This is a genomic window from Sphingomonas sp. Leaf33 (genome assembly GCF_001421785.1).
In the GTDB taxonomy this organism is placed as follows: domain Bacteria; phylum Pseudomonadota; class Alphaproteobacteria; order Sphingomonadales; family Sphingomonadaceae; genus Sphingomonas.
In genome coordinates this window covers 485,711-510,767 of record NZ_LMLB01000001.1, presented here as the reverse complement: position 1 = coordinate 510,767, position 25,057 = coordinate 485,711, and the positions used below count along the sequence as shown (strand labels likewise).

Annotated in this window: 31 protein-coding genes and 1 pseudogene; 16 read left to right on the top strand and 16 right to left on the bottom strand. The window is 67.9% G+C overall.

The window, feature by feature from the left end; translation table 11 throughout:
• Positions 1 to 107 precede the first annotated feature (107 nt).
• Positions 108 to 881, bottom strand: a complete 774-nt coding sequence (lptB, locus tag ASE86_RS02590) for an LPS export ABC transporter ATP-binding protein (RefSeq protein ID WP_056421983.1) — start codon at positions 879 to 881, stop codon at positions 108 to 110.
• A 190-nt stretch (positions 882 to 1,071) separates the two neighbouring features.
• Between lptB and ASE86_RS02585 the strand changes: the two genes are divergently transcribed.
• Positions 1,072 to 1,521, top strand: coding sequence for a hypothetical protein (locus tag ASE86_RS02585; RefSeq protein ID WP_156347004.1), 450 nt, complete (start codon positions 1,072 to 1,074; stop codon positions 1,519 to 1,521).
• A 60-nt stretch (positions 1,522 to 1,581) separates the two neighbouring features.
• Here the strand turns inward: ASE86_RS02585 and ASE86_RS02580 are convergent, their stop codons facing one another.
• The 4 genes from ASE86_RS02580 to ASE86_RS02565 form a co-directional block, all read right to left on the bottom strand.
• Positions 1,582 to 2,112 (bottom strand): LptA/OstA family protein, encoded by a 531-nt coding sequence (locus ASE86_RS02580; RefSeq protein WP_056421981.1) that lies wholly within the window; start codon positions 2,110 to 2,112, stop codon positions 1,582 to 1,584.
• A gap of 2 nt (positions 2,113 to 2,114) precedes the next feature.
• Positions 2,115 to 2,765, bottom strand: a complete 651-nt coding sequence (gene lptC, locus ASE86_RS02575) for an LPS export ABC transporter periplasmic protein LptC (protein WP_056421979.1) — start codon at positions 2,763 to 2,765, stop codon at positions 2,115 to 2,117.
• On the bottom strand, positions 2,758 to 3,378 hold the full coding sequence (locus tag ASE86_RS02570; protein ID WP_056421977.1) for a ribonuclease D: 621 nt from the start codon (positions 3,376 to 3,378) through the stop codon (positions 2,758 to 2,760). Before ASE86_RS02570 ends, lptC begins: the two co-directional genes overlap by 8 nt.
• Before the next feature lie 272 nt (positions 3,379 to 3,650).
• Positions 3,651 to 4,436 (bottom strand): TerC family protein, encoded by a 786-nt coding sequence (locus ASE86_RS02565; protein WP_056421975.1) that lies wholly within the window; start codon positions 4,434 to 4,436, stop codon positions 3,651 to 3,653.
• Positions 4,437 to 4,642: 206 nt separating this feature from the next.
• Here ASE86_RS02565 and ASE86_RS16660 point away from each other — a divergent pair, with 206 nt between their 5' ends.
• Positions 4,643 to 5,497, top strand: a complete 855-nt coding sequence (locus ASE86_RS16660; RefSeq protein WP_056421973.1) for a cold-shock protein — start codon at positions 4,643 to 4,645, stop codon at positions 5,495 to 5,497.
• A 229-nt stretch (positions 5,498 to 5,726) separates the two neighbouring features.
• Complete coding sequence (locus ASE86_RS02555) at positions 5,727 to 6,539, top strand: glutaminyl-peptide cyclotransferase (protein ID WP_056421971.1); 813 nt, start codon at positions 5,727 to 5,729, stop codon at positions 6,537 to 6,539.
• An 8-nt stretch (positions 6,540 to 6,547) separates the two neighbouring features.
• Here the strand turns inward: ASE86_RS02555 and ASE86_RS02550 are convergent, their stop codons facing one another.
• From ASE86_RS02550 to ASE86_RS02530, 5 genes are all read right to left on the bottom strand, one after another.
• Positions 6,548 to 7,282 carry a helix-turn-helix domain-containing protein gene (locus ASE86_RS02550; protein ID WP_056421969.1) on the bottom strand — a complete coding sequence of 245 codons (735 nt, stop codon included), beginning with the start codon at positions 7,280 to 7,282 and terminating at the stop codon, positions 6,548 to 6,550.
• A gap of 58 nt (positions 7,283 to 7,340) precedes the next feature.
• On the bottom strand, positions 7,341 to 8,933 hold the full coding sequence (locus ASE86_RS02545) for a cisplatin damage response ATP-dependent DNA ligase (protein ID WP_056421967.1): 1,593 nt from the start codon (positions 8,931 to 8,933) through the stop codon (positions 7,341 to 7,343).
• A gap of 35 nt (positions 8,934 to 8,968) precedes the next feature.
• On the bottom strand, positions 8,969 to 9,463 hold the full coding sequence (locus ASE86_RS02540; protein WP_056421965.1) for a Dps family protein: 495 nt from the start codon (positions 9,461 to 9,463) through the stop codon (positions 8,969 to 8,971).
• A 105-nt stretch (positions 9,464 to 9,568) separates the two neighbouring features.
• Positions 9,569 to 10,102 carry a hypothetical protein gene (locus ASE86_RS02535; protein ID WP_056421963.1) on the bottom strand — a complete coding sequence of 178 codons (534 nt, stop codon included), beginning with the start codon at positions 10,100 to 10,102 and terminating at the stop codon, positions 9,569 to 9,571.
• 13 nt (positions 10,103 to 10,115) lie between these two features.
• Complete coding sequence (locus ASE86_RS02530; protein WP_056421961.1) at positions 10,116 to 10,442, bottom strand: hypothetical protein; 327 nt, start codon at positions 10,440 to 10,442, stop codon at positions 10,116 to 10,118.
• Positions 10,443 to 10,638: 196 nt separating this feature from the next.
• Here ASE86_RS02530 and rpmG point away from each other — a divergent pair, with 196 nt between their 5' ends.
• Positions 10,639 to 10,806, top strand: a complete 168-nt coding sequence (gene rpmG, locus ASE86_RS15595; protein WP_082441613.1) for a 50S ribosomal protein L33 — start codon at positions 10,639 to 10,641, stop codon at positions 10,804 to 10,806.
• 155 nt (positions 10,807 to 10,961) lie between these two features.
• On the opposite strand, the pseudogene ASE86_RS02525 reads toward rpmG, so the two are convergent.
• Positions 10,962 to 11,321, bottom strand: a pseudogene (locus ASE86_RS02525) (response regulator); the annotation flags it as partial.
• A 44-nt stretch (positions 11,322 to 11,365) separates the two neighbouring features.
• Between ASE86_RS02525 and ASE86_RS02520 the strand changes: the two are divergent.
• The 4 genes from ASE86_RS02520 to ASE86_RS02505 all read left to right on the top strand — a co-directional run bounded on the left by ASE86_RS02520 (position 11,366) and on the right by ASE86_RS02505 (position 13,745).
• A complete protein-coding gene (locus ASE86_RS02520; protein WP_056421959.1) occupies positions 11,366 to 11,632 on the top strand; it encodes a DUF3572 family protein in 267 nt (88 codons plus the stop codon).
• The gene (locus ASE86_RS02515; RefSeq protein WP_056421957.1) at positions 11,629 to 12,270 is read left to right on the top strand and encodes a hypothetical protein; all 642 of its coding nucleotides are present in this window, start codon (positions 11,629 to 11,631) and stop codon (positions 12,268 to 12,270) included. The genes ASE86_RS02520 and ASE86_RS02515 overlap by 4 nt, the downstream gene beginning before the upstream one ends.
• The gene (locus tag ASE86_RS02510; protein ID WP_056421953.1) at positions 12,267 to 12,734 is read left to right on the top strand and encodes a RidA family protein; all 468 of its coding nucleotides are present in this window, start codon (positions 12,267 to 12,269) and stop codon (positions 12,732 to 12,734) included. The genes ASE86_RS02515 and ASE86_RS02510 overlap by 4 nt, the downstream gene beginning before the upstream one ends.
• A 183-nt stretch (positions 12,735 to 12,917) precedes the next feature.
• Positions 12,918 to 13,745: a TorF family putative porin gene (locus ASE86_RS02505; RefSeq protein ID WP_056426500.1), complete on the top strand. Its 828-nt coding sequence runs from the start codon at positions 12,918 to 12,920 to the stop codon at positions 13,743 to 13,745.
• 79 nt (positions 13,746 to 13,824) lie between these two features.
• On the opposite strand, the gene ASE86_RS02500 is transcribed toward ASE86_RS02505, so the two are convergent.
• Positions 13,825 to 14,976 (bottom strand): saccharopine dehydrogenase family protein, encoded by a 1,152-nt coding sequence (locus ASE86_RS02500; RefSeq protein ID WP_056421951.1) that lies wholly within the window; start codon positions 14,974 to 14,976, stop codon positions 13,825 to 13,827.
• Positions 14,977 to 15,170: 194 nt separating this feature from the next.
• On the opposite strand from ASE86_RS02500, the gene gorA reads away from it, so the two are divergent.
• The 4 genes from gorA to ASE86_RS02480 all read left to right on the top strand — a co-directional run bounded on the left by gorA (position 15,171) and on the right by ASE86_RS02480 (position 19,629).
• Positions 15,171 to 16,520 (top strand): glutathione-disulfide reductase, encoded by a 1,350-nt coding sequence (gorA, locus tag ASE86_RS02495; RefSeq protein WP_056421949.1) that lies wholly within the window; start codon positions 15,171 to 15,173, stop codon positions 16,518 to 16,520.
• Between the two features lie 288 nt (positions 16,521 to 16,808).
• A complete protein-coding gene (locus tag ASE86_RS02490; RefSeq protein WP_056421945.1) occupies positions 16,809 to 17,642 on the top strand; it encodes a phytanoyl-CoA dioxygenase family protein in 834 nt (277 codons plus the stop codon).
• A gap of 54 nt (positions 17,643 to 17,696) precedes the next feature.
• Complete coding sequence (locus ASE86_RS02485; protein WP_056421943.1) at positions 17,697 to 18,698, top strand: threonine aldolase family protein; 1,002 nt, start codon at positions 17,697 to 17,699, stop codon at positions 18,696 to 18,698.
• A gap of 4 nt (positions 18,699 to 18,702) precedes the next feature.
• A complete protein-coding gene (locus ASE86_RS02480; RefSeq protein ID WP_056421942.1) occupies positions 18,703 to 19,629 on the top strand; it encodes a DMT family transporter in 927 nt (308 codons plus the stop codon).
• On the opposite strand, the gene ASE86_RS02475 is transcribed toward ASE86_RS02480, so the two are convergent.
• Both ASE86_RS02475 and ASE86_RS02470 read right to left on the bottom strand, forming a co-directional pair.
• The gene (locus tag ASE86_RS02475) at positions 19,539 to 20,357 is read right to left on the bottom strand and encodes an NAD(P)-dependent oxidoreductase (RefSeq protein ID WP_235523965.1); all 819 of its coding nucleotides are present in this window, start codon (positions 20,355 to 20,357) and stop codon (positions 19,539 to 19,541) included. The genes ASE86_RS02480 and ASE86_RS02475 overlap by 91 nt on opposite strands.
• The gene (locus ASE86_RS02470; RefSeq protein WP_056421940.1) at positions 20,354 to 21,058 is read right to left on the bottom strand and encodes an NAD-dependent deacylase; all 705 of its coding nucleotides are present in this window, start codon (positions 21,056 to 21,058) and stop codon (positions 20,354 to 20,356) included. The genes ASE86_RS02475 and ASE86_RS02470 overlap by 4 nt, the downstream gene beginning before the upstream one ends.
• A 173-nt stretch (positions 21,059 to 21,231) precedes the next feature.
• On the opposite strand from ASE86_RS02470, the gene ASE86_RS02465 reads away from it, so the two are divergent.
• The 4 genes from ASE86_RS02465 to ASE86_RS02450 all read left to right on the top strand — a co-directional run bounded on the left by ASE86_RS02465 (position 21,232) and on the right by ASE86_RS02450 (position 24,205).
• The gene (locus ASE86_RS02465; protein WP_056421939.1) at positions 21,232 to 22,377 is read left to right on the top strand and encodes a sensor domain-containing diguanylate cyclase; all 1,146 of its coding nucleotides are present in this window, start codon (positions 21,232 to 21,234) and stop codon (positions 22,375 to 22,377) included.
• Between the two features lie 75 nt (positions 22,378 to 22,452).
• Entirely contained in the window at positions 22,453 to 23,181 is a 729-nt protein-coding gene (gene dapB, locus ASE86_RS02460) for a 4-hydroxy-tetrahydrodipicolinate reductase (RefSeq protein WP_056421938.1), read from the top strand.
• Positions 23,178 to 23,843, top strand: a complete 666-nt coding sequence (nth, locus tag ASE86_RS02455; protein WP_056421934.1) for an endonuclease III — start codon at positions 23,178 to 23,180, stop codon at positions 23,841 to 23,843. Before dapB ends, nth begins: the two co-directional genes overlap by 4 nt.
• A complete protein-coding gene (locus tag ASE86_RS02450; protein ID WP_056421933.1) occupies positions 23,840 to 24,205 on the top strand; it encodes a hypothetical protein in 366 nt (121 codons plus the stop codon). The genes nth and ASE86_RS02450 overlap by 4 nt, the downstream gene beginning before the upstream one ends.
• 12 nt (positions 24,206 to 24,217) lie before the next feature.
• On the opposite strand, the gene ASE86_RS02445 is transcribed toward ASE86_RS02450, so the two are convergent.
• Positions 24,218 to 24,493: a DUF3297 family protein gene (locus ASE86_RS02445; protein ID WP_056421931.1), complete on the bottom strand. Its 276-nt coding sequence runs from the start codon at positions 24,491 to 24,493 to the stop codon at positions 24,218 to 24,220.
• A 75-nt stretch (positions 24,494 to 24,568) separates the two neighbouring features.
• Positions 24,569 to 24,946: a hypothetical protein gene (locus tag ASE86_RS02440; RefSeq protein ID WP_056421929.1), complete on the bottom strand. Its 378-nt coding sequence runs from the start codon at positions 24,944 to 24,946 to the stop codon at positions 24,569 to 24,571.
• Positions 24,947 to 25,057: the final 111 nt, after the last annotated feature.

Here is a 25,057-nt window from a genome sequence, read left to right as displayed (position 1 = left end):
GGGGGCGTGCTGCAAGGGGATCGCCCGTGGCGCCCCCCCTCCACCAGCCTTCGGCTGGTCCCCCTCCCCGTGCCGGGGAGGACATATGCAGCGCGCCCGCCATCGCCCTAGAGCTCGAAGCCCTCGCCCAGATACAGCCGCCGGACATTCTCGTCGGCGACAAGCGCCTGAGGGCTGCCGGTGAACAGCACGCGGCCGTCGTAGATGATGTAGGCGCGGTCAACGATGTCGAGCGTCTCGCGGACGTTGTGATCGGTGATGAGTACGCCGATGCCGCGGCCCTTCAGCGTCTTCACCAGATCGCGGATGTCGCTGATCGAGATCGGATCGATGCCGGCGAACGGTTCGTCGAGCAGCATGATCGACGGGTCGGCCGCCAGCGCGCGCGCGATCTCAGCACGACGCCGCTCGCCACCCGACAGCGCCATCGCCGGAGCATCGCGCAGGCGCGTCAGGCCGAATTCGTCGAGCAGCCGGTCGAGCTTGGCCGCCCGCGCCGCCTTGTCCGGCTCGGCGAGCTCCAGCACCGCAAGGATGTTCTTTTCGACCGACAGCCCGCGGAAGATCGAGGTTTCCTGCGGCAGATACCCCAACCCCAGGATCGCGCGGCGGTACATCGGCAGGCCGGTGATGTCGTCGCCGTCCAGCATGATGCGCCCCGAATCGGGCTTCACCAGACCCATCACCGAATAGAAGCACGTCGTCTTGCCCGCACCATTGGGGCCGAGCAGACCGATGACCTCGCCGTGACCGACCGTCAGCGAGACATCGGTCAGCACGGTGCGCTTGTCATAGGCCTTGGCGATCGACACGACCGACAGGCCGTTTTCGGTATCGACCGGCACGACGGGCGCGGGGGACAGGGTGGCGGCGTCGGTCATCGGTGCTCCTGCTGGCACGATAGGGTTACCGAAGGGCTTTCACGCCGTTCGAACTTGGCAGGATTCCTGCATGAAATGCGAGCGCGAGGAAAGGGGCCGCGTGCGTCGCGCGCGTCGAATCGCCCCGCACAGACGATTGCGCCGGGCGCGGGCCGCCGTCATCATGGTCATCCGACAACGGGGGAACATCATGATTGGATTTGCGATCGCACTCGGCCTGGCCGCCACGACACCGGTCCAGACGCCGCCGCCGGCCGCAGCGTCGCCGGCACAGGCGCTCGGCCAGTGCATGGCGATGAAGACGACGGGGGAGGATCGCATCCTGGTCGCGCGCTGGATGCTGGTCGCCATGGCGTCCGGCCCGCAGATGACCGGCGTCGTGACGGTTCAGCCGGGCCAGAAGGAAAAATACGACCGCGGCATGGCGACGCTGTTCACGCGGTTGCTGGTGACCGACTGCCCCGACCTGTCGCGCGCGGTATTCAAGCTGCGCGACAACGCCGCCTTCCGCGTGGCCGGCGAATCGCTGGGCCAGGTCGCGATGCAGGAACTGCTGACTAACCCGCAGGCGTCCGCCGCGCTTGGCGCCTATGTGAAATATTTGGACCTGGAAGCGTTCAAGAAGGTCACGACGCCCTGAGCCCGGCGCCGGACGGCCGCATCCCCTCCGCTCCGGTAGCCCGGGGGGAGGACACCGGCGTCAATCGCGCTTGGGCACCGAGAAGCGTCCGGTCACGCGACCGCCCTGGCGGATCACGCTGCCGTCGGGCGCCTTTGTCGTGCCGACCGACGATCCGTCGATCGTCGCGCGCCCCGAATCGAGATCGATCGTCAGCCGCCCGCCGTTGACCGTGTTGCCGACGCCTTCGACCAAGGTCACGCCGCCCAGCATGGTGATGAGGCGGCGATTGAGATCGTACACCGCATATTGCGACTTGGCGCGCTGGCTGGGCCGGGTGACGGTCACGCCGCCCGAGGCGTCGAGCCGCGATACCTGCGGCGATCCCTCGGTAATGCGGCCGGTGTAGGCGACGGTCATCCGCTGCGCCTCCAGCGTCATATCCGCCTGGCGGACGTTGACGCCACCGGTCAGGATCGCGCGGTTGGCGCGGTCCTGCAGCTCGATCGTGCCGGCGTTGAAATCGATCGGCGCGTTCGAATTGTGACGGACCTGTGCGGACGCGGAGGTCGCGAGCAGGCCGAGGGCATAGAGGGCGGTACGAGCGCGCATGGTCACCGCCTATTCGCGCCCTTGGGCACGATCCGCAAGCGGGCATTTCCTTCCAGCCGCACGACGCGCCCTTCCAGGTCGGCCGACAGGCGGTTGGCGCTGAAGGTGCCCATCGGCGTGCTGCCCTGCACCGCCCCGTCGCTCTGCATCTTGCGCGTCTTCAGGTCGACCGTCGCGCCGGACGTGTCCATGCGGTAGCCATCGGCTGCGGCAAAGGCGATCGGCCCGTCGACCTTCACCTGTTCGCTGCGCATGTCGTACCGCCCGCTGGGCGCGGTCAGGCGTGCCGGCCCCTCGCGCATCTCCAGCCCGGCCGACAGCGTGCTGAGCTGCACGATCGGTTCGGCCGAACTGCGCTGGACCGCGGATGCCGCATCCAGCGTGAATGCCTGTCCCTTCTGGTCCTGCCCGCGATACTGCGCCGCCTCCAGCTTCATGCGTTCCTGCGCGACATCGACCTTGTTCTTGTCGAGTACGAAGCTGACGTCGCCACCCATGAACAGCGGCGCCATCACCAGGAAAGCGGCAAGCACGCCGATCCCGACCGGCAGCGCGACCTGCAGCAGCGCCACGAACCGGTCGTGGCTGCTGCCCGGCATCGCCCAGCGCTGGCGGGCGGAGCGCGCAGCGGTGACGGCGCGGGCGTCAGGCATGGGCGAAGATATCGGTCTCGGGCCAGCCGGCCAGATCGAGCTCGGCGCGGTGCGGCAGAAAATCGAAACAGGCCTGGGCGAGCGTCATGCGCCCTTCACGCTCCAACCGCTTGTCCAGTTCCACCTTCATCGCGTGCAGATAGCGCACGTCGGAAGCGGCATAGTCCTTTTGCGCATCACTCAGCACCGGCGCCCCCCAGTCGGAGGACTGCTGCGCCTTCGATACTTCCTGGCCGAGCAGCTCGCGGACCAGTTCCTTCAGACCGTGGCGATCGGTGTAGGTGCGCACCAGGCGCGACGCGATCTTGGTGCAGTACACGGGTGCTGCGACCACGCCCAGGTAATGGCGGATCGCGGCGATGTCGAAACGACCGAAATGATACAGCTTCAGGCGCGCGGGGTCGGCCAGCAGCGCCTTCAGGTTGGGCGCGGCATAGTCGCTGCCCGGCGAGAAGCGCACCAGATGCTCGTCCGGTCCACCGTCCGACAACTGGACTACGCACAGCCGGTCGCGCGGCGTGATAAGGCCCATCGTCTCGGTATCGACCGCGATCGAGGCGCCGGGCGCGAACAGGTCGGCGGGGATGTCTTCTTCGTGGAGGTAAACCGTCATAGCGCGGCACATAGGGGCAGCGGGCTGAACGCTCAACAACGAAGCGGGCGGCCGCGTCGAACATCGTTCGATGCGGACTCGCCACGGCGGCCGGCGCGCGACCCGCGCGTCCGACGACGTGGCTTCGCCACGTCGCGCCCCTTTCCTCGCCCCTTCCCAATCCCGTTCGCGCTGAGCTTGTCGAAGCACCGCTCTTCGCGCCGCGAGGTCATCGCGGGTGGATCACAAAACGGTCTTCCGACCGCGCTCAGGACGAACGGAGGTTTCGGTTCTCAGCCCCCGGCCGCCTTCTTCGCGCGCCGCCGCCTGGCCAGGATGTTCAGCACCTCGACCCCGGCCGAAAACGCCATCGCGGTGTAGATATACCCCTTGGGCACATGCGCGCCGAAGCCCTCGGCGATCAGCACCATCCCGATCATCAGCAGGAAGCCGAGCGCCAGCATGACCACGGTCGGGTTGCGGTTGATGAAGTTGGCCAGCGGGTCGGCGGCGACCAGCATGGTCACGACCGCGACGATGACCGCGACGTACATGATCGCGACATGCTCGGTCATCCCGACCGCGGTCAGGATCGAATCGATCGAGAACACCATGTCGAGCAGCAGGATCTGGACGATCGCCGAGCCGAAGCTGATCGCGGCCTTGCCGGCCACGGCCTGCGTCTCGGCCTGCTCCTCGTGGTCGATCGTGTGGTGGATCTCGCGCGTCGCCTTCCACATCAGGAACAGGCCGCCCGCGATCAGGATCAGGTCGCGCCAGGAGAAAGCCGTGTCGTAGAGGATGTGCCCTTCCGCATCGCGCGCCGACCAGCCGAGGTCGAACACCGGCGCGGTCAGCCCGACGATCCACGCGATCATCGACAGCAGCGCCAGGCGCAGGACCAGCGCCAGCCCGATGCCGATCCGCCGCGCCTTCTGCCGCTGGTCCTCCGGCAGCTTGTTCGACAGGATCGAAATGAAGATCAGGTTGTCGATTCCGAGCACCACCTCCATCACGATCAGGGTGACGAGCGCGGCCCAGGCGGCGGGATCGGCGATAAGCGCGGAAAGATTGTCCATGTAGCGATCTGTGCCGAATACGCCACAGACAGGCAATGTTCGTCGCGAAACGCGCCTTAATTGCGTCGAATTCGTTCGCGGCGATCGGACATTTCGTCTATGCCCGAGTCTCACACGTGCGCGCTATCGCGTCCGTAACCCTGCGCCCGTCGTCCGGTGCATCGGTTGGAAGACGATTCGGACGACCCGGGAAGACGAATAGGGTTATGAGTTTCAATAAAGGTGGCCGCGGCGATCGCGGTGGACGCGGCCGCGACAAGCGTGACAGCTTCGGCGGTGGTGACGACAGCTACGGTGGCGGCAGCAGCTTCGGCGGCGGCGGCTTCGGCGGTGGTGATCGTGGCGGCTTCGGTGGCGGCGGCTTCGGCGGCGGCGACCGTGGTGGCTTCGGTGGCGGCGGCTTCGGCGGCGGTGGCGGCTCGCGTGGCGGCGGCTTCGGCGGCGGTGGCGGCGGCGGTTTCCGTGGCGGCGGCGGTGGTGGCGGCTTCGGCGGCGGCCGTGGCGGCGGCGGCGGTATGCCCCCCCAGGTGATCGGCGAAGGCACCGGCGTGGTGAAGTTCTTCAACGGTCAGAAGGGCTTCGGCTTCGTCGTCCGTGATGACGGCGGCGAAGACGTTTTCGTCCACATCTCGGCGGTCGAGCAGGCCGGCCTGACCGGTCTGGCCGAGGGTCAGCCGCTCGGCTTCACCCTCGTCGATCGCGGCGGCCGCATCTCGGCGACCGAACTGAAGATCGACGGCGAGCCGATGCCGGTGACCGACCGTGGTCCGCCGCGCGATCGTGACGCTGCCCCGCGCGGTGGTGCCGCCGGTGGCTTCGGTGGCGCCCCGCAGCGTCAGCTAACCGGTGAGCGTGCGTCGGGCACCGTGAAGTTCTTCAACGCCATGAAGGGCTTCGGCTTCATCCAGCGCGACGACGGCCAGCCGGACGCGTTCGTCCACATCTCGGCGGTCGAGCGCGCGGGCCTGCCGACGCTGAACGAAGGCGACAAGCTCGACTTCGAACTCGAGATCGACCGTCGCGGCAAGCATGCCGCGGTGAACCTGGAGCCGAAGCAGTAAGCTTCGCTAGCCCAGGGTGATCGAAAAGACGGGCGGTGCCGGATGCGGCGCCGCCCGTTTTCGTTTGGGGTATCCGGTCCAGAAACAATCGTGCTCTCGCGGAAGCGGGAGGTCGTGAGGTTTGTATCCGGCAACTCTGGGCTCCCGCCTTCGCGCGAGCAGGGCGGGGATTAAGCGTGGCTAACGTTCGCCAATTCCCCATTCATCCGCGCCGTCCTATATTGGCGCAATGATCGCCCGCGTCGCTCCGCTCGCCCTCGCCGTTCTGCTGATCGGCGCCGCCCCGCCCCAGGCGCAGCCGACCCCGCCGCAACCGCAGGCGGCGCCCACGCCTGCCGCGATCCCGTTGTTCAAGGTCGCGGTCGTCGCGCGCCACCCACATGATGCCCGCGCATTCACGCAAGGGCTGGTCTGGCACGACGGCAGCCTGTTCGAGAGCACGGGCAAGGAAGGCCGATCCGAAGTTCGCCACGTCTCACTCGCCGACGGCGCAGTCCGTGCCCGCCAGGCGATTCCCTATCCGCAGTTCGGCGAGGGGCTGGCGCGCTACAAAGATACGCTCGTCAGCCTGACGTGGCGTGACGGCATCGCCTATCGCTGGAACGCGAAGTCGCTGAAGCCGATGGGGACGCGGCGCTATCCGGGCGAAGGCTGGGGACTGGCGTCGCTGGGCGACCAGCTGGTGCTGTCCGATGGCACGTCGGCCCTGCGCTTCCTCGATCCCGACACGCTCGCCGAGCGCCGCCGCGTGACGGTGACGGTGCGCGGGCGGCCGATCGACCAGTTGAACGAACTGGAGACGGTGGGCGGAGAGATCTTCGCCAACGTCTGGCAGACCGATTACATCGTCGCGATCGACCCCGCCGACGGCCATGTGACAAGGATCATCGACGCCGGCGCCCTGTCGCGCGAGATCGCCCCGAACGATCCCGACGCGGTGCTGAACGGCATCGCGTGGGACCCGGCGGGCAAGCGCCTGTTCGTCACCGGCAAGTTATGGCCCAAGCTGTTCGAGGTTACGCTGGTGCCGGCGACCGAATAAGGCGCGGGTCAGCCAACGGTCACGCCGACCACGCGCCACGTCTTGCCTTCGCGTTCCAGCGACACGGTTTCCACCACGTCGCCCGAGTTGGCGAACCGCGTCCTGAACTTTACGACTTCGTAGCCGTCGGGCGGTGCCGGGACGTTTTCCTGGCTCAGCAGCGTGCGGGATACGACCGCGCCCAGCGGCTTGCGGACACGCTCCGATGCGTCGCTCCACATCTTAAGCGTGTTGAGCTTGCGGAACGCGGCGCCGGTGCCGCGATAGCTGTCGTCCCATTTGCTTTGGTCGAGCAGTTCCAGCCAGGTCTGCGCCGACCGGACGACGTCGGTGCGCACGACTTCGGTCGAGGCGGGAGCGTGCGTCGCAGGTGGTACAGCGACCAGCGCCAGCAGGCCGAGCAGCAAGGTCATGAACATTACTCCGATGATGATCGCGGGTCGGCGCCATGCCGGTCCTGCCGCCTGATCGACCGGCGCCGGCGCTGGGTCTGCCCCGATTTCTCTGTCCCCGAGACTTTCGGGGGTCGCGCCCTCCGCCTCGAACAACAGGCGCGCGGCCTCGCGGCTGCTCGGCACCGCCATCTTGCGCCGGGCGTCGCGCAGCCGCTCGTTGATGGTATGGACCGATAGGTCCAGCGTGCGCGCGATCGACTTGGCATCATGCCCGCGCACGATCAGTCGAAGCGTCTGCTTTTCCCGCTCGGTCAGCGCCCAGAGTTCATCGGTCGGCCGCGTGCTCATGCCCACCGGGGTAGGTCAGCACCCCGATGACGGCCACCCCCAAAAAATCGTACCCGCCTCAGGTCACCAGCCGCTCGAGCGCGGCGACGGTGTCGGCCTCCGCCGCCGGCTTGTCGCGGCGGATGCGGCTGATGCGGGGGAAGCGCATGGCGACGCCCGACTTGTGCCGCTTCGATGCGTGAATCGAATCGAACGCGACTTCCAGCACCAGCGTCTTCTCGACTTCGCGCACCGGCCCGAACCGCGCAACGGTGTGGTTTCGCACGAACCGGTCGAGCCATTTCAGTTCCTCGTCGGTGAAGCCAGAATAGGCCTTGCCGACGGGTGACAGTTCGCCGTTCTCGGTCCAGCAGCCGAACGTGTAGTCGGAATAGAAGGACGATCGCTTGCCCGATCCGCGCTGCGCGTACATCATCACGCAATCGGCGACGAGCGGATCGCGCTTCCATTTGTACCAGAGCCCGACGCGACGACCGCTGGTGTAAGGCGAGTCGCGGCGTTTCAGCATCACGCCCTCGATCGCGGCATCGCGGCTGCCTGCGCGGATGTCGCCCAGATGCGCGAAGTCACTGGCGTCGATGACCGAAGATACGTCGAAGCTGTCGGCCGGCAGCCGGGCGACGAACGCCTCCAGCCGTGCGCGGCGCCCGGTCCACGGCAGTGTCCGCAGGTCGTCTCCGCCATCGAACAATATGTCGTAGAGCCGGACGAAGGCCGGAGACTCGGCCAGCATCTTGGCCGACACGGTCTTGCGCCCCAATCGCTGTTGCAGCGCGTTGAAACTGGCGGTGGCGTCGTCGCGCCCGGCGCCCTGGGCATCGCCGCGGACCAGCAGTTCACCATCGAGCACGCCGGGCACCCGGAACGCCGCCGCCACTTCGGGAAAGCTGCGGGTGATGTCGTCGCCCGCCCGGCTATAGAGACGCGTCTCACCCGCGACATGGACCAGTTGCACGCGGATGCCGTCCCATTTCCATTCGGCGGCATAGTCGGCGAGATCGACGACCGTTTCCTCCAGCGGATGCGCCAGCATGAACGGGCGAAAGACGGGCACGTCGGCCGCGGTCGGCTGTTTGCCCCGCCCCTCCACCCAGTCGAACAATTCGGCGTAAGGCGGCGCCAGACCGTGCCACACTTCCTCGACCGCATCGACATCGACGCCGAACGCCGTGGCGAGCGCCGTCTTGGCCAGCCGCGCGGAGACGCCGACGCGCAGCGCACCGGTGGCAAGCTTCAGCAACGCATAGCGCTCGTCCGCCTCCATCGCGTCGAGATATTCACTCAGCACGCCCGCGGTGTCGGCCTTGCCGAGCGATGCCAGCCGATCGACGATCGCCGACAGCCGCAGCGCGTCGGGCGGCACCGCCGGCGGCGTCGCGGGCTCGGGCCACATCAGCGCGATCGTTTCCGCCGAATCACCGACGAAGTCGCGGCTCATGCGAAACAGCACCGGGTCGACGCGCTCATCGACCATCGCGCGGATAATGGCGGGCTTCACCGCGGGCAGGTCGAGGTCACCCGTCAGCGCCGCCATCGCCCAGCCGCGATCGGGGTCGGGCGTCGCGCGCAGATAGTCACCGATCAGCCTCAGCTTCGCATTGCGCGACCGGGTGTAGATCAGCGAATCGAGCAGGTCGGCGAATGCGCGCATGAGGGGCTAACCGGAGACTCCGCCCCCCGGTTCCCTTACCCCTTGCGGCTGGCCTCGAACAGGAACCACGCGCGCTCCTCGGCCTGGTCGGTCCATTCGTCGACGATGCCGCTGGTCGCGTTGTCCTTGGCCTCGTCGGCGGCGTCCTTCACGACGCGGAAGGATTCGACGAGCTTGAGATTATCCTCGCGCAGTTCGGCCAGCATGTCGGCGGCGGATACGAAGTCCTTGTCGTTGTCCTTCAGCGTCTGGCGGCGCGCGATGTCGCCGATCGAGCGCAGCGTCAGGTTGCCCGTCTTGCGGACGCGTTCGGCGATCGCGTCGGTCACGCCCAGAATCTGCGCGGCCTGGTCGTCGAGCAATAGGTGATAGTCGCGGAAATGCGGGCCCGACACATGCCAGTGGAAGTTCTTGGTCTTCAGGTACAGCGCATAGCAATCGGCGAGCGAGGCGTTCAGCGCATCGGCCACGGTGCGGGTGTCGTTGCGGTTGAGGTCGGTCGGGGTCGCGAGCGGAGCGGGATTGGCCACGAAAAGTCTCCGATAGTGGAATGTCGGTTTCGCATCGGTAACGATGTGGCGCGCGATTCGCTCCCGGAACGGCGCGGCAAAACCATCGCCACGGTGATCGATCGTCTAGATCAGCCGGAGCCCGCCCAGACCGACGCAGATCCCGGTGACGAGGAGCACGCCGCCCGCCAGCCGACCGATGGTCCTGAGCGGCAGACGCAGCCACGCCTGGCCCATCCCGCCGGCGACGCCCGCCAGCAGCATCGCCCCGGCGAACGCACCGACGCCTGCCAGGATCGGCAACGATGCGCCCACCGCCAGCGCGAACGCAAGGAACACGGTGCCGTCACCGCCGACGAAGCTGCCGGTGGCGGCGGCGATAGGTGCGGGGCCTTGCGGTCGCTCGACACGGCGCTGCCACAGCGTGCCGATCGCGGCGAGGATCAGCGCGATGGCCAGCAGGATCGATCGCGCGGCCGGCGTCAGCGTCGGCGCGATCAGGCGCGCGCCGATCACGGCGATGGCGATGGCGGCAGCGTGGCCCAACGCGAAGCCGGCCAGGGCCCCGCGGCGCTCGCCCAGCAACGCGGCGAGCCGGGCCGGCCGTTCACCAACGCCCGCCAGCAATGCGCCGACGAAGGCAGGAACCAGGGCATCCATCGTAAGGCGTATTTCAGCCGGTCAGCCGGACCGCACAGGCGGCGGCATAGATGTCGGCGGCATGGGGTACCGATCCGTTGCTGCCGACCGCATCGCGCAGGATTGCCAGCCAGCCATGGACCAGCGGCCCGCGCTCACCGCGCGACAAGGCACCGTCGAGGGCGTGGACGACGGTGATCGCCGGGCCGATGCCGTGCCGATTCGCGATGCGGCGAATGGCCTCGAGCTCGTACGCCATTTCGCCGGGTCGCAGCCGGTCCGCCCGTCGGTCGATCGCATCGACCCGCGCGCGCAGATCGTCGCGTACCAGCGTCATCGCATCCTTGCCCCTGAGTGCCATGTCGAACGCACCTTTTATGTCCTGACGCGCACGCTGCACCCGCCATGGTTAAGATGCGGTCAACGGTGCGGCGCCCGCCCCGCGCATCCGGCAAACGCTTGACAGGCGCCGGCGGATCGATCATGCGCGCTTCCCTGACGGCGGCCGCCCGCGTGCGTGCCGCCTCTTTCATTTGAACAGATTAGAGATTCGGGTCATGGCCAAGCCGGCAACCGTCAAGATCAAGCTCGTCAGCACCGCGGACACGGGCTTCTTCTACGTCACGAAGAAGAACCCGCGCACGCAGACCGAGAAGTTCTCGTTCCGCAAGTACGACCCGGTCGTGCGCAAGCACGTCGAGTTCAAGGAAGCCAAGATCAAGTAAGAACTGCCGTTGGCAGTTTTTACGCAGCCCCGGCGCAGGCAGGGGCCCAGAGTCTCACGCGATTCGCTGAGTTTCGAAAGCCGTAGGGCCACCGCGCCCCACGGCTTTTTTGCGTGTCCCCGATCCTCCCCGTACCGGGGAGGATTTTCCGCAGGGACCAGCGCCCGCACCTCCTGCACGAACCGCATCACCGAAATCGGCTTCGAGACATAGGCGTTCGCTCCGGCCGCACGAATCCGCTCCTCGTCGTCGCGGCCGGCATAGGCGGTCACCGCCATGATCGGGATCGCCTTCAGCCGCGGGTCGCGTTTCATCTGGCCGATCAGGTCGAGCCCGCTGACATGCGGCAGCTGGATGTCCATCACCACCAGATCGGGTTCGAACGCCCTGGCCCGCGCCACCGCCTCGCGCCCGTCGCGCACCGGTTCGGTGACGAAGTCGTGCGCGCGCAGCAGGTCGCAGAAGAGTTTCAGATTGAGTTCGTTGTCCTCGACAACGAGCACCCTTTTTGCCACGCCCGCGCTGACCTTCCCTTGAGAGACGGGTGCGAATCTAGGCGATGCAGCCGCACGAGACAAATGACGATACGCTGGCGCTGACCGCGCTCGTGTGGACGCTGGAGGACCCGACGCGCGCGATGCGTCTGCTCGACCTGACCGGGCTCGATCCGCGGTCGCTGCGGACGTCGGCCGGCGACTCCGCGACGCTGTCGGCCGCCCTGCAGTTCCTCGAGAACCACGAGGCCGACTTGGTCGCCTGCGCCGACGCGATCGGCTGTACGCCCGCCGACCTGGTCCGCACCCGCGAACGGCTGGAGCGCGCATGAAACCGCTGCTGATTACCGACTGCGACGAAGTGCTGCTGCACATGGTCCGCCATTTCGGCGTGTGGCTGGGCGAGGCGCACGACATCGACTTCACGCCCAACGGCGGCGATTTCGCGACCAGCATGACACGGCGTGATGGATCGCCGCTCGACCGCGAGGCGATGTGGGGCCTGCTCGACGGCTTCTTCCCGGACGAGATGGAGCGCCAGACGCTCGTCCCCCACGCCCGCGAGGCGCTGGCCGGAATCGCAAAGGTCGCCGACATCGTCGTGCTGACCAACCTGCACGACCACTGCCGGACGGCACGCATCGCCCAGCTCGAATCGCACGGCATCGCCCACCGCGTCGAATGCAACCAGGGCGGCAAGGGTACACCCGTCGCACGGCTGATCGCCGAATATCGCCCGAGCGTGACCGTCTTCGTCGACGACCTGGCCGTCCATCACGAATCAGTCGCGAAGCACGCGCCCGAGGTGCACCGGCTGCATATGGTGTCGGAGCCGACGCTCGCCCCGTCGGTACCCCGCGCCCGCCACGCCCATGCGCGCATCGACGACTGGAACCACGCGCGCACCTGGATCGAAACCCGCTTTGCCGAGGGCCAGCCGGCCCCGGCCCTTACCGGAGAGACCGCATGACCACCCACGTCGACCGCAAGCTCGAGGAACTCGGCCTGACCCTGCCGGAGGCCGCCGCCCCGGTCGCGTCCTATGTCCCGACCGTCGAGGCGGGCGGGCTGCTCCACGTGTCCGGCCAGATCCCGTTCGATGCCGACGGCAACCTGATCCTTGGCCGCATCGGCGAAGGCGAGCAGACCCTTGCCTACGGGCAGGAAGCCGCCAAGCGCTGCGCGCTGATGGTCGTCGCCCAGGCAAAGGCAGCACTCGGCGGGCTCGACCGCGTGGTGCGCATCGTGAAGCTCGGCGTATTCGTGAATTCGACCCCCGACTTCACCGACCAGCCGCAGGTCGCCAACGGCGCGTCGGACCTGATGGTCGCGTTGTTCGGCGATGCCGGCAAGCACGCGCGGGCTGCGGTCGGCGTGGCGTCGCTGCCGCGCGGGGTGGCGGTCGAGGTCGACGCGATCATCGCAGTTTCGTAATCGTCTGCTGTTGCAGCCACGCAACAATCGAGCGTCGCAGGCCTTTCCTGCGACGCTTTTTTGTTGTGCGGCGCAGCACATTGCGGCACTTTATCCGAGTCGCCGGTAAGCAGGAGCGCCACGCAGCAGCTCTCGCACCCGGCACGCAGGCGGAAACCATCGACCCAACATGGAGGTCTCATGATGCGTTTTCCGAAGTACCCGCTCGCGCTTGCGCTCGGCGTCATCGCCACCCCTGCCCTCGCGCAGGATGACAAGGATCCGCCGCCCCCGGTCACCGTATCGGGCAGCGTCGGCATCGTTTCCGACTATCGCTTCCGCGGCGTGTCGCAGTCGGACAAGGAAGTCGCCGTGCAAGGCGGCCTGACCATCGCGCACGAAAGCGGCTTCTATGTCGGCACCTGGGGCTCGAACCTCGCCGGCTGGGGCACGTTCGGCGGCGCGAATCTGGAGCTCGACCTGATCGCCGGCTACAAGGCCCCGGTCGGCGGCGGCACGCTCGATGTCGGCGTCACCTGGTACATGTATCCGGGCGGCGCCGACGAAACCGACTTCTTCGAACCCTATGCCAAGATCAGCGGCACGACCGGCCCGGCGACGCTGACCGCATCGGTATTCTATGCGCCCAAGCAGAATGCGCTGGGGCTCTACACCCGGTCGCTGACGCCGTTCGTCGCAGGTCCGGGGACGAAGGAGGACAACCTCTACCTCGCCGGCGACGCCGCGGTCGCCATCCCGACCAGCCCGGTGACGCTGAAGGGCCATATCGGCTATTCGGACGGCAACCCGGGTCTTGGCCCCAACGGCACCAGCGTCGCGCCGACCGGCAAGTACTGGGACTGGTCGCTGGGCGCCGACGTGACTTGGCGGAACCTGACGTTCAACGTGTCGTACATCGATACCGACATCTCGAACCGGGAAGCCGCTTATCTCCAGCCGAACCTGGGCAAGACCACCGGCGGGTCGATCGTCGGATCGACGGCGGTCGTTGGTATCACCGCCGCGTTTTGACCCAACCGTGCTCCCGCAAAGGCGGGAGCCTAGAGCCACGGGGGTAATTCCTTTGTGACTCTGGGCTCCCGCCTGCACATCACGTTACCGCAAACGTCAGCCCAGCGTTCGCCTTCAGCCGCTCCACCAGCGGCGCGGCCATCAGCGCGCCAGGCGTCCAGATGCCGCCGTCGCCGGCCACGTCCTTCACCAGGCAGATTGCCGTTTCCGCGATCATCTTCGACGTCGATCCATAGCCGGGATCGCGGTCGCCGGTGACGGTCGCGCGCAGCCGTTCGCCGGACGGCATCTCGCCCAGGAAGGCGATCTCGTAATGACCGCTCTCGCGCTCTTCGCGTGACGGCCCTTCGCCCGGTGCGGGACCCTTGTCGCCGCCGATCGGGTTGAACTTCGCGATCGCCTCCGCCGCGGCTTTGCCGATCTCGCCCAGCCCCGGCGCGACCATCATCTCGTCATAGACGAAGTCCTTGCCATAGGGGTGGCCGAGCAGCGCATTGGTGCGGTGGACGTTCTTGGTGTTGATCGCCGCCATGACGAACGGCGCGGTCCAGGCACCAAGCGCGTCGTCATATTCGGGCAGCAATCCCTTCGGCTGCGGCGGGCCGGAGAAACCGGGCGTCAGCGCGAACGGATCGATCATCAGCTTGAACACCGACGGGTCCTTGGCCGCGGCTGCCATGGTCGCCCTGGCACTGGCGAAGGTGCCGCCGGAGAAGGTGCCCTTCATCGCGATGACGCGCCCCTTCACGCGGGGAAACGGTTTGCCGAAGCGCGCGATCGCCGCCTGTTGCAGCGTCCAAACACCCAGGTCGAACGGGATCGAATCGAACCCGCCGCTGAACACGATCCGCGCACCGCTCAGCTTCGCCTGCGCATCATGCGCGTCGATCATATGGCGCATCCACGCCGGTTCGCCGCACAGGTCGACATAGGCCGTGCCCGACGCCGCGCAGGCCGCAACCAGCTGCTCGCCGTACAGCTGGTACGGCCCGACCGTCGTCAGCACCACCTTGGCGCGCGCTACCAGCGCGCGGAGCGATGCGGGATCGTCGGCATCGGCGGTTACCAGCGGCACGTCGGCGCCGATGTCGTCGCGTACCGCCTCCAGCTTGCTCAGCGACCGCCCGGCCATCGCCCAAGTGACGCCGTGGTCCCGGGCACCCAGATATTCGGCGACCAGCCTGCCGGTAAACCCGGTTGCGCCGTACACGATGATGTCGAACTCGCGCATCGCACCTCTCCCTTTTGTTCGCCAGCGTCGCGCATCGCCGGGTGGCGCGCAAGGCCGCGGCTTCCTAGATGCGGTCCAGACACACACCTTCCGTTCGTGCCGAGCCTGTCGAAGCCCTGCCTGTTCTTCCGCCCAGAAGAAGGGCAGCCCTCCAACAAGCTCAGGGCGAGCGGCGGTCTTTCCGGAAACCAGCCATGCCAAGTTACGACTACGACCTCTTCGTCATCGGTGCAGGCTCGGGCGGCACGCGCGCCGCGCGCGTATCGGCGGCGCACGGCGCGAAGGTGGCGGTGGCGGAGGAGTACCGCGTCGGCGGCACCTGCGTCATCCGCGGCTGTGTTCCGAAGAAGCTGCTAGTCTACGGCGCGCATTTCGCCGAGGATCTGAAGGATGCGCAGCGCTTCGGCTGGAAGGTGCCGAGCGATTGCGACTTCGACTGGACTTGCCTCCAGGAAAACGTGCTGTCCGAGGTCGACCGGATCAACGCGGCCTATACCAACACGCTGGAAAGCCACGGCGTCGACATCATCAACGAACGCGCGGTGGTGACGGGACCGAACAGCGTGCGGCTGGCTGACGGACGCGAGATCACAGCCGAGCGGATCCTGCTCGCGGTCGGCGCACGGCCCGACGTGCCGTCGTGCCCGGGCCACGAACATGGCATCACCTCGAACGAGGTCTTTCACCTGGATGCGATTCCCAAGCGCGTGCTGATCGCGGGCGCGGGATACATCGCCAACGAATTCGCCGGCGTGCTCCACCAGTTCGGCAGCCACGTTACGCTCATCAACCGCACCGACGTGATCCTGCGCGGCTATGACGAATCGATCCGCGATCGCCTGCTCCAGATCAGCATGATGAAGGGCATCGAATTCCGGTTCCACGCCGAATTCCAGGGCATCGAGAAGCTCGACGACGGCTGCCTGCGCGTGTCGATGACCGGCCACGAGCCGATCGACGTCGACTGTGTGATCTTCGCCACCGGCCGCGTGCCCAATACCGATGGCTTGGGGCTCGAGAGCGCCGGCGTCGAGCTCGACGAAAAGGGCGCGGTAAAGGTCGATGCCGACAGCCAGTCGACCTGCCCGTCGATCTATGCGGTCGGCGACGTCACCAACCGCGTCCAGCTGACGCCGGTCGCGATCCGCGAGGGCCAGGCCTTCGCCGACACCGTCTATGGCGGCAAGCCGACACGGGTCGACTATACCTGCATCCCGTCGGCCGTCTTCAGCCACCCGCCGATGGCCGGGGTCGGCATGACCGAGGCGGAGGCCAAGAACAAGCTGGGCACGGTCAAGGTCTACGTCAGCGACTTCCGCGCGATGAAGAACGTACTGGCCAACCGCAACGAGCGCTGCCTGTACAAGATGGTGTGCGAGGCAGAGACGGACCGCGTCGTCGGGCTGCACATGATCGGCCCGGATGCGCCGGAGATCCTCCAGGCGGCGGCGGTGGCGGTGAAGGCCGGCCTCACCAAGCAGGCGTTCGACGACACGGTCGCGCTGCATCCGAGCATGGCGGAGGAACTGGTGCTGTTGCGCTGAGGCCAAGCGGCGTCGGCGGAGCGACGGCCCGGTGCGCAAGGCGCACGGCCTCAGCCGGCCGGCGGGCAAAGCCCGACCGACGACGCGGGCTTTGCCCGCGGCGCGTGCCCGTCCTTACCGTGCCCCCGCGCAGGCGGGAGCCCAAGGCCAAACAATACCGACGTTGCGGGATGAGTAACCTTGGCCCCCGCCTGCGCGGGGGCACGGGGACCTTGGGAGAATGCAGCCTCCCTATTCGCCCGCCATGGTCACGCCTTCGTCACGATTGCCTGCTAGCAAACCATTCCCATGACCCGGGAATCGATCGCAGAGACCTACGCCCGCGACGGCTTCGTCGTCGTCCGCCGCGTGTTCACCCCAGCCGAGATCGCGCAGGTCGCCGCCGCGACCGACCAGCTCTGGCAGGAGGGGACCGCGCTCGGCGCGAGCTGGCGGCACGGCAACCTGTTCTACAACGTGGCGCCCGGTCATGACGGCGCGCCCCAGGTACGGATGGCGCAGTGGCCGTCCTATCACCAGCCGGTGATGAACGCGGTCCGGCTCGATCCGCGGTTCGCGCAGATCCTGGAACCGCTGATCGGCAGCGACCTGAAGCAGATCATCAACCAGGTGCATTGGAAGGAGCCGAACGGCGGCGGCGATTTCGCGTGGCACCAGGATTCGCGCTTCCGCAAACCCGATGACGCGTACCGCAATCTCGGCGGCTCGTACGTCCAGACCGGTCTCGCGATCGATCCGCATACGCCGACATCGGGCTGTATGCGCTTCGTGCCGGGCAGCCATGTGCTGGGCGATGTCGACCTGGACGTCGATGCCGACGTGCTTGGCCGCGCGATGGACGATGCGGCGCTGGCAAAGATCGGCTACACCACGGCCGACGTCGTCGACCTGGTGCTGCAACCGGGTGATCTCGCTTTCTGGAACCCTTTCCTCGTCCACGCTTCCGGCCGAAACGGCGAGCGGCATATGCGCCGCCTCTACATCAACGGCTATGTCCGCGCCGCCGATTGCGACCGCGGCGAATGGGCGTTCCGCGATGGGAAGCCCGTCCCGCTCGGACCGGAGCCGGCGATCGTGCATTACGAGAACCTGCCGAACGACCGCGACCCGCATTACGTCTGAGGAATGCCCGAAAGCCCTTGATTTCGCGGGGGCATCCGGCTTGGGGCAGGACCCATGCGCTTCTTTTCCGACAATGCCGCCCCGGTGCACCCGGCCGTCCTCGACGCGATGGTCGCGGCCAATGTGCTCGACACCGCCTATGACGGCGATCGCTGGTCGCAACGGCTGGACGGCGCGTTCAGCGATCTGTTCGAGACGGCGGTGCGCGTGCTGTGGGTCCCGACCGGAACCGCCGCCAATTGCCTGGCGCTGACGGCACTGTGCCCGCCGCACGGCGGCATCGTCTGCCACCGCGACGCGCATATCCAGGTCGATGAGGCGGGTGCTCCCGAATTCTACACCCACGGCGCCAAGCTGTTGCTGGCCGATGGCCCCGGCGCGAAGCTGACCCCGGACGCGATCCGCGCCGTCACCGACGCGATCCGTCCCGACGTGCACCAGGTCCAGCCGCACGCGGTGTCGATCACCAACGCGACCGAATATGGCCTGGCCTACACACCCGATCAGGTCGCGGCGATCGGCGACCTGGCACGAGCCAAGGGCTGGGGCCTGCACATGGACGGCGCGCGGTTCGCCAATGCGCTGGCGCATCTCGGCTGCGCGCCTGCCGACGTGACGTGGCGCGCCGGCGTCGATGCCCTGTCGTTCGGCTGCGTCAAGAACGGCGGCATGTCGGCGGAAGCGCTGGTGTTCTTCCGTCCCGAACTGGCCGCACCGATCCTCTACCGTCGCAAGCGCGCCGGACTGCTGTTTTCCAAGGGCCGCTATCTCGCCGCGCAGTTGCTGGCGATGCTGGAGGGCGACCTGTGGCTGGAGAACGGACGCGCCGCCAACGCCGGCGCGCGGTTGCTGGCGGAGGCCGCCGGCGACCGGCTGGTCCATCCGGTCGAGGCGAACGAGGTGTTCCTGCGGGTGACCGTCGACGAAGCGGCGTCGCTGCGCGCGCTGGGCTTCGACTTCTACGACTGGGGCGTCGGCGAAGCGCGACTGGTGATATCATGGAACCAGACCCAAGCGGAGATCGCGCCGCTGGCGGCCGCGATCGCGGCGCTCTGACGCGGTGACCACGCCCGCGTCCAGCGACCGCCCGCAATCGACCCGCCTGTCGGTCCTGCTCCCGTTCGCCATCGTCACCGCGATCTGGGGATCGACCTGGATCGTCATCACCGGGCAGCTGGGCGTCGTGCCGGCGAGCTGGTCGGTCACCTATCGCTTCATCGTCGCCGGCACCGCGATGCTCGCCTGGGCGGCGTGGCGGCGCGATCCCCTGCCGCTCGACGCGCGCGGCCTGATGTTCGCGGCCGTGCTCGGCGCGGCGCAGTTCGTGCTCAATTTCAACTTCGTCTACCGTGCAGAGGGTTACATCACTTCCGGCCTGGTCGCGGTCATCTTCGCGCTGATGCTGGTCCCCAACGCGCTCCTCGGGCGCGTCTTCCTGGGCCAGCGGCTGGGCAAGCAATTGCTGCTGGGATCGGCCATCGCGATCGCCGGCGTCGCGCTGCTGTTCGTCCACGAACTGCGCAGCGACCCGAGCGGCGGCGCCAAGCTGTTCGCCGGCATCGGCTTCACGCTGGCGGGCGTGCTGTCGGCCTCCAGCGCGAACATCCTGCAAGGCACGCAGACCGCGAGACGCTATCCGATGGCGTCGATGCTGGGCTTGGCGATGCTGATCGGCGCAGTCCTCGATGCGGCCTATGCCTATGCGACGGTCGGCCCGCCGGTGCTCGACCCGCGGCCGGTCTATTGGGCGGGCGTGCTGTACCTGGGGCTTGCCGCCTCGGCGATCGCCTTCCCGCTCTATTACGGCGTCATCCGCGTGATCGGCCCGGCCAAGGCGGCCTATTCGGGCGTGCTTGTCCCCGTCATCGCGATGCTGCTGTCGACCCTGTTCGAGGGCTATCGCTGGTCGCTGCTGGCCGCGGCAGGCGCTGCGCTGGCGATGGTCGGGCTGGTCGTCGCGCTGACCGCGCGCAGGCCCAATCGATAGTCGGCGTAGCGCGGGCGCCAGCCGAGCACCCGCTGCGCCTTGCCGTTCGCGACCCGGCGGTTCTCGGCGTAAAAGGCGCGCGCCATCGGCGACAGGTCGTCGAGTGAGACGAGCGGCGGCGGCGGAACCCCGATCAACCGCGCGGCATAGGTCACGACATCGTCCTGGCTGGCCGGCACGTCGTCGGACAGGTTGTAGGCCCCCGCCGGAGCATCGAACCCGGCGATGACGCCCGTCGCCAGGTCGTCGACATGGATGCGGCTGAACACCTGGTCGGTGAGGCCGGTGCGATGCGCGTGCCCCGCGCGCAGCCGGTCGATCGGCGAGCGGCCCGGGCCGTAGATGCCGGGCAGGCGAAACACGCGCGCGCGCCGTGCCAGCCACCGCGCATCGGCGGCATTGCGGTTCGCGCGCCGCCCGCGAACGGCCGAGCTTTCGTCGACCCACGCGCCGCCGGCATCGCCGTACACTCCGGTCGAGGACAGATAGCCCAGCCAGCGGTCACCCAGCAGGTCGCCGTACCGGTCGAGCACCGGATCGCCCTCGTCCGGCGGCACCGACGACAGGACATGCGTCGCTGTCGCCAGGCCCGCCCTTACCGCATCGGCATCGTCGAACGCGATGTCACCTGACTGCCCGGTCGCCGTCACCACGCCGCTGCGCGCGCGCACAGCATCGGCGATACGGGCCGCGGCATAGCCCAGCCCGAAGATGAAGAGCCGCGTCACGCGTCGCCCAGCACGCTGACGACCCATTCGGGCACCAGCACGCTGGCTGCTCCCATGCGGCTTTCGTGGAAGAAGACGCTGCCATCCGACGGGTCGAGGTTCAGCTCGATCGTCTGCGCGCCGCGCCACCGCGCGGTGCGGACGAAACCGGCCGCGGGATAGACCGCGCCCGACGTGCCGATCGAGACAAACAGGTCGCACGCCTCAAGCGCCGCCTCGATCCGCTCCATCGCGTACGGCATCTCGCCGAAGAACACGATGTCGGGACGCAATGCCGGCGCGCCGCACGCATCGCAGACCGTCGCCGGTGGCAAGTCCCCCGCCCATGCCGTCCGCGCCCCGCACCGCGCGCACAGCGCGGACCGCAACTCGCCGTGCATGTGCAGCAACCGCCTCGCCCCGGCCCGTTCGTGCAGGTCGTCGACATTCTGCGTGACGATCAGCAACTCGCCCGGCCAATGCGCATCGAGCCGCGCCAGTGCGCGGTGCGCGGCATTGGGCTCGACCGCCGCCAGAGCCGCACGGCGCAGGTCGTAGAAACGATGGACGAGCGCGGGATCGCGAACCAGCGCCTCGGGCGTGCAGACATCCTCGACCCGGTGGCCTTCCCACAGCCCGCCCGGCCCGCGGAACGTCGCAATGCCGCTTTCGGCGGAAATGCCAGCGCCGGTCAGCACGACGATGTTGCGGATGTCGGTCATCCGCCCGGCGCTACCCCAGCCGCGGCGCGAACGCCACGGGCGACGGGCCATGTAAAATCCCGCTTTCGGCGCTCGGCATAAACCTATGTTCAAAGATTCGCGTGTAGACCGTCGCCCTGATCGCAATGCCCGAGGGGCGGGGTTTCGTAAAAAGATGCCGATGGGGACCGACAATGACGAGTACCGCGGACCTGCGGTCGTGCGGGCGGGCGACTGACATGGTCGCCACTGCCGCGCTTGCCGCCCCGCGCCTGTCGCGCATCGGCACCTGGTTCGGGTCGCCTGCGGCGCAGCCGCAGCGCGACGACGCCGACGCGCGTCGCCGGGTCGATCGCCTGCTGTACGCGGTCATCGGCGACTTCCTCGACACGCACCGGCTTGCCCCCTCGCCGCTGCATTTCGAAGTCGCGCATGCCTATCTGACCGGAGAGGTCCCGCCGATCGCCGAGGGCATCGCCGCCATGATCGCCAGCGGCGACGGGCTGACGAGCGCCGGCATCGCCGCGTTGATCGCCCGGGTCCGCCCGGAGGCGGCGGTGCCGCAGGTGCTGGCGACGCTTGCCGACCAATTGCAAACGCGCCTGGCCGAATGCCTGGAGGCCGCCGATCGCTCGCACAGCTCGGCGAGCCGCTACGGCGACGCACTGGACATCGCGCAGGACGAACTGGCGACCGACCCGTCCGGCACGATCGGGCGGATCGCCGGGCTGACCCGCGACGTGGTCGAGACGACGCGACGGGTCCAGACCGAACTGGACCATACCCGACGCGAGACGGAAAAACTGCGCGGCGACCTCGACCGTGCGCTCGACGCGGCCGAGCACGACCATCTGACCGGCCTGCCCAACCGTCGCGGTGTCGAGCGGAAGCTGGCCGAATGGCGCGACCGTGACGCCACCGATACCCCCCGCCCGCGCGCCGTCGCCTTGTGCGACATCGATGATTTCAAGCGGGTCAACGATGTCCATGGCCACGCCGCCGGCGACCGCGTGCTGAAATTCGTCGGCACCTTTCTGGCCGATACGCTCGGCACTGCGGCCTGTGTCGGGCGGCACGGCGGCGAGGAGTTCATCGTGCTGATTGACGGGCATGACGTGGCGGCCGCGCGGATGCTGCTGGACGACGCGCGCGCCCGGCTCGCCGCGCGATCGCTGGTCAACCAGGACACCGGCATCGCCATCGGCCACATCAGCTTTTCGGCCGGCATCACGGCGTTCGACGACAGCCTGGCGCCGGCGCTCGAAGCCGCCGATGCCGCGCTTTACCGGGCAAAACGCAGCGGCAAGAACCGCGTGGAGACCGCCGCATCAGCTGCCTGATTGCTGTCGCAGGTCGTGCGCACGTCCACCGATAGGGCTGGGCCGCGCCTTCGGCTTGTGCCACAGGCTCCGCCCATGACGGCGATCGGCATCTACGGCAGCATGGGGCGTATGGGTCAGGCCATTGTCCAGGAACTCTCAGGGCTCGGCGCGCGCTACGCGGGCGGTGCGGATGCCAAGGACGATCCGGCGCCGGTCGCGCAGGCCGCCGATGTGCTGGTCGATTTCTCCGCACCCGCCGCCCTTGCCGCGCATCTGACCGCCGCGCGCGCGGCGAAGACGCCGATCGTCATCGGCACGACCGGCCTGTCGAGCGCGCACCATGCGATGATCGATGACGCCGCGGCCGACATCGCGGTACTCCAGACCGGCAACACGTCGCTCGGCGTCACCCTGCTCGCGCAACTGGTGCGCGAAGCCGCCGCGCGTCTCGATGCCGACTGGGATATCGAGATCGTCGAGATGCACCACCGCCACAAGGTCGATGCGCCGTCGGGCACAGCCCTCCTGCTGGGCGCCGCCGCCGCCGACGGACGCGGCACGACGCTGGCCGACAGCAGCGTCTACGACCGCGCGGGCGTCACGGGTGCGCGCAGCGAAGGCACGATCGGCTTCGCTAGCCTGCGCGGCGGATCGGTCATCGGTGACCATAGCGTCGTCCTGGCCGGCGAAGGCGAACGGATCGAACTGGTCCACCGCGCCGACAGCCGCGCGATCTTTGCCCGCGGTGCGGTGCGCGCGGCACTGTGGCTCGCGAAGCAACCCGCCGGCCGCTATGCGATGGCCGAGGTGCTCGGGCTTTGAAGAAGGCGGACGTCGTCACCTTTTTCCACCGGCTGGCGGAGAACGACCCGCATCCGGTCACCGAGCTCGAATATTCGAACCCGTTCACATTGCTGGTCGCGGTCGCCCTGTCGGCGCAGATGACCGATGCCGGCGTCAACAAGGCGACCCGCGCGCTGTTCGCGGTCGCCGATACGCCGGAAAAGATGGCCGCGCTGGGACTCGACGCGATCCGCGAGTATGTCCGCACGATCAATTTCAACAACACCAAGGCGAAGAACGTCCTGGCGCTCAGTGAGGCGCTGGTTCGCGATCACGGCGGCGTGGTGCCCGAGGATCGCGCGGCGCTGGAGGCGTTGCCCGGTGTCGGGCGCAAGACGGCGAACGTCGTGCTAAACACCGCCTTCGGGCACGAGACGTTCGCGGTCGACACCCACATCTTTCGCGTGTGCAACCGCACGAAGCTGGCGCCCGGCAAGGATGTGGTGGCGGTCGAGCACAAGCTCGACAAGACCGTTCCGCAACCGTTCCGCCTGCACGCGCACCACTGGCTGATCCTGCACGGTCGCTACACCTGCAAGGCGCGAAAGCCCGAATGCTGGCGCTGCATCGTCGCAGACCTGTGCCCGTTCAAGCCGAAGACGCCGCCACCCAAGGCCGCGGCCGAAGAGGAGACGCCATGACTCGTTTCGCGCTCGCCACGGTCCTGCTGATCGCCGCCCCCGCGCTCGCGCGAGACGAGCCGGTGCCGCCGGCGATAAAGATCGGCGCGGCCGTGTCGTGCATCTCGACCGTCGGAATGCGCAGCGAGGTGCGCAGCGACCGGGTGATCGATTTCACCGTGGCGGGCCGCACCTATCGCAACACGCTGCCGCAGGGCTGCCCCGGTCTCGGCTTCGACCGCAGCTTTGCCTACCGCGTGCCCCAGCCGCGCCTGTGCGACGTGGACATCATCACCGTGCTGCAATCGCCCGGTGTCTCAGGTGGTGCCAGCTGCGGGCTGGGCAAGTTCCAGCCGATCGCGCGACCCCGCCGCGGACGCTAGCGCGGCGCGCCCCTACTTCTCGCCGTCCTCGTCGCCTTCGGCACCCTCGGCGGGCGATTCATACCATGCCTCGACCGGGCCGGTCAGCTTGATCGTCAGCGGCTGGCCGTGGCGATCGACCTTCTTCTGGAGCTGGACGCGGATCCAGCCCTCGGTGATCGAATATTCCTCGACGTCGCGGCGCTCGACGCCCTTGAAGCGGATGCCGATGCCGCGGCGCAGCGCGTCTTCGTTGAAATGCGGGCTGCGCGGATTGTTCGACAGCGTGTCGGGGGGTGTATCGCTCATGCACGTTCCCCTGCCTCAACCACGCCCAAAAGAAAAGCGGCGCCGGAGGCCTACCCCCGGCGCCGCCAAATCTGCTTACCAGCCGCCGCGGTCGCAATAGCGGACACGGACGGTGCGGCCGATGTAGGGATCATACACCCGGCGGACGTAGCAATCGTTCCAACCCTGGTAGCGGTTGTAGTAATTGCGCGCGTAATAGCCGTCCTGCGGGAAATAGCCGCGCTGGTCGTAATAGCGGTAATCATAGCGATAGCGCGGATCATAGCGGTCGCGCCCCGACGTCAGCGCCGCGCCGATGGCCAGCCCGGCGATGCCCGCGACAAGCGCGGTGCCGGTGCGGTCGCGGTCCCGGTAATGCCGCCCGCGCCACTGCGCGTCGGCCGGTGCCGCTGCGGTCAGCGCGGTCGCGCCCAGGACTGCGCCGAGGGTCGCCTTCTTCAACAGAGTACGCATGGTCAACCTCCTCAAACTCGCATGGTCGTCACTGAAGGGATCAACGCCGATTCGACCGTGCTTGTTGCGTTTGATACGGCTAGGCGACTGAACTCAGGGCGAATGGCCCGT

Bases quoted from the DNA above. Each gene is read 5' to 3' on its own strand.
- ASE86_RS02535 (WP_056421963.1), bottom strand. From the start codon at position 10,102: ATGGATGCCCTGGTTCCTGCCTTCGTCGGCGCATTGCTGGCGGGCGTT.
- lptC (WP_056421979.1), bottom strand. From the start codon at position 2,765: ATGCCTGACGCCCGCGCCGTCACCGCTGCGCGCTCCGCCCGCCAGCGC.
- ASE86_RS02515 (WP_056421957.1), top strand. From the start codon at position 11,629: ATGAAACCGCTGCTGATTACCGACTGCGACGAAGTGCTGCTGCACATG.
- ASE86_RS02500 (WP_056421951.1), bottom strand. From the start codon at position 14,976: ATGCGCGAGTTCGACATCATCGTGTACGGCGCAACCGGGTTTACCGGC.
- ASE86_RS02450 (WP_056421933.1), top strand. From the start codon at position 23,840: ATGACTCGTTTCGCGCTCGCCACGGTCCTGCTGATCGCCGCCCCCGCG.
- ASE86_RS02440 (WP_056421929.1), bottom strand. From the start codon at position 24,946: ATGCGTACTCTGTTGAAGAAGGCGACCCTCGGCGCAGTCCTGGGCGCG.
- dapB (WP_056421938.1), top strand. From the start codon at position 22,453: ATGACGGCGATCGGCATCTACGGCAGCATGGGGCGTATGGGTCAGGCC.
- ASE86_RS02520 (WP_056421959.1), top strand. From the start codon at position 11,366: ATGCAGCCGCACGAGACAAATGACGATACGCTGGCGCTGACCGCGCTC.
- ASE86_RS02545 (WP_056421967.1), bottom strand. From the start codon at position 8,933: ATGCGCGCATTCGCCGACCTGCTCGATTCGCTGATCTACACCCGGTCG.
- ASE86_RS02470 (WP_056421940.1), bottom strand. From the start codon at position 21,058: ATGACCGACATCCGCAACATCGTCGTGCTGACCGGCGCTGGCATTTCC.
- ASE86_RS02580 (WP_056421981.1), bottom strand. From the start codon at position 2,112: ATGCGCGCTCGTACCGCCCTCTATGCCCTCGGCCTGCTCGCGACCTCC.
- ASE86_RS02465 (WP_056421939.1), top strand. From the start codon at position 21,232: ATGACGAGTACCGCGGACCTGCGGTCGTGCGGGCGGGCGACTGACATG.
- ASE86_RS02585 (WP_156347004.1), top strand. From the start codon at position 1,072: ATGATTGGATTTGCGATCGCACTCGGCCTGGCCGCCACGACACCGGTC.
- lptB (WP_056421983.1), bottom strand. From the start codon at position 881: ATGACCGACGCCGCCACCCTGTCCCCCGCGCCCGTCGTGCCGGTCGAT.
- ASE86_RS02555 (WP_056421971.1), top strand. From the start codon at position 5,727: ATGATCGCCCGCGTCGCTCCGCTCGCCCTCGCCGTTCTGCTGATCGGC.
- ASE86_RS02505 (WP_056426500.1), top strand. From the start codon at position 12,918: ATGCGTTTTCCGAAGTACCCGCTCGCGCTTGCGCTCGGCGTCATCGCC.
- rpmG (WP_082441613.1), top strand. From the start codon at position 10,639: ATGGCCAAGCCGGCAACCGTCAAGATCAAGCTCGTCAGCACCGCGGAC.
- ASE86_RS02570 (WP_056421977.1), bottom strand. From the start codon at position 3,378: ATGACGGTTTACCTCCACGAAGAAGACATCCCCGCCGACCTGTTCGCG.
- ASE86_RS16660 (WP_056421973.1), top strand. From the start codon at position 4,643: ATGAGTTTCAATAAAGGTGGCCGCGGCGATCGCGGTGGACGCGGCCGC.
- ASE86_RS02490 (WP_056421945.1), top strand. From the start codon at position 16,809: ATGACCCGGGAATCGATCGCAGAGACCTACGCCCGCGACGGCTTCGTC.
- gorA (WP_056421949.1), top strand. From the start codon at position 15,171: ATGCCAAGTTACGACTACGACCTCTTCGTCATCGGTGCAGGCTCGGGC.
- ASE86_RS02530 (WP_056421961.1), bottom strand. From the start codon at position 10,442: ATGGCACTCAGGGGCAAGGATGCGATGACGCTGGTACGCGACGATCTG.
- ASE86_RS02445 (WP_056421931.1), bottom strand. From the start codon at position 24,493: ATGAGCGATACACCCCCCGACACGCTGTCGAACAATCCGCGCAGCCCG.
- ASE86_RS02565 (WP_056421975.1), bottom strand. From the start codon at position 4,436: ATGGACAATCTTTCCGCGCTTATCGCCGATCCCGCCGCCTGGGCCGCG.
- ASE86_RS02510 (WP_056421953.1), top strand. From the start codon at position 12,267: ATGACCACCCACGTCGACCGCAAGCTCGAGGAACTCGGCCTGACCCTG.
- ASE86_RS02550 (WP_056421969.1), bottom strand. From the start codon at position 7,282: ATGAGCACGCGGCCGACCGATGAACTCTGGGCGCTGACCGAGCGGGAA.
- ASE86_RS02485 (WP_056421943.1), top strand. From the start codon at position 17,697: ATGCGCTTCTTTTCCGACAATGCCGCCCCGGTGCACCCGGCCGTCCTC.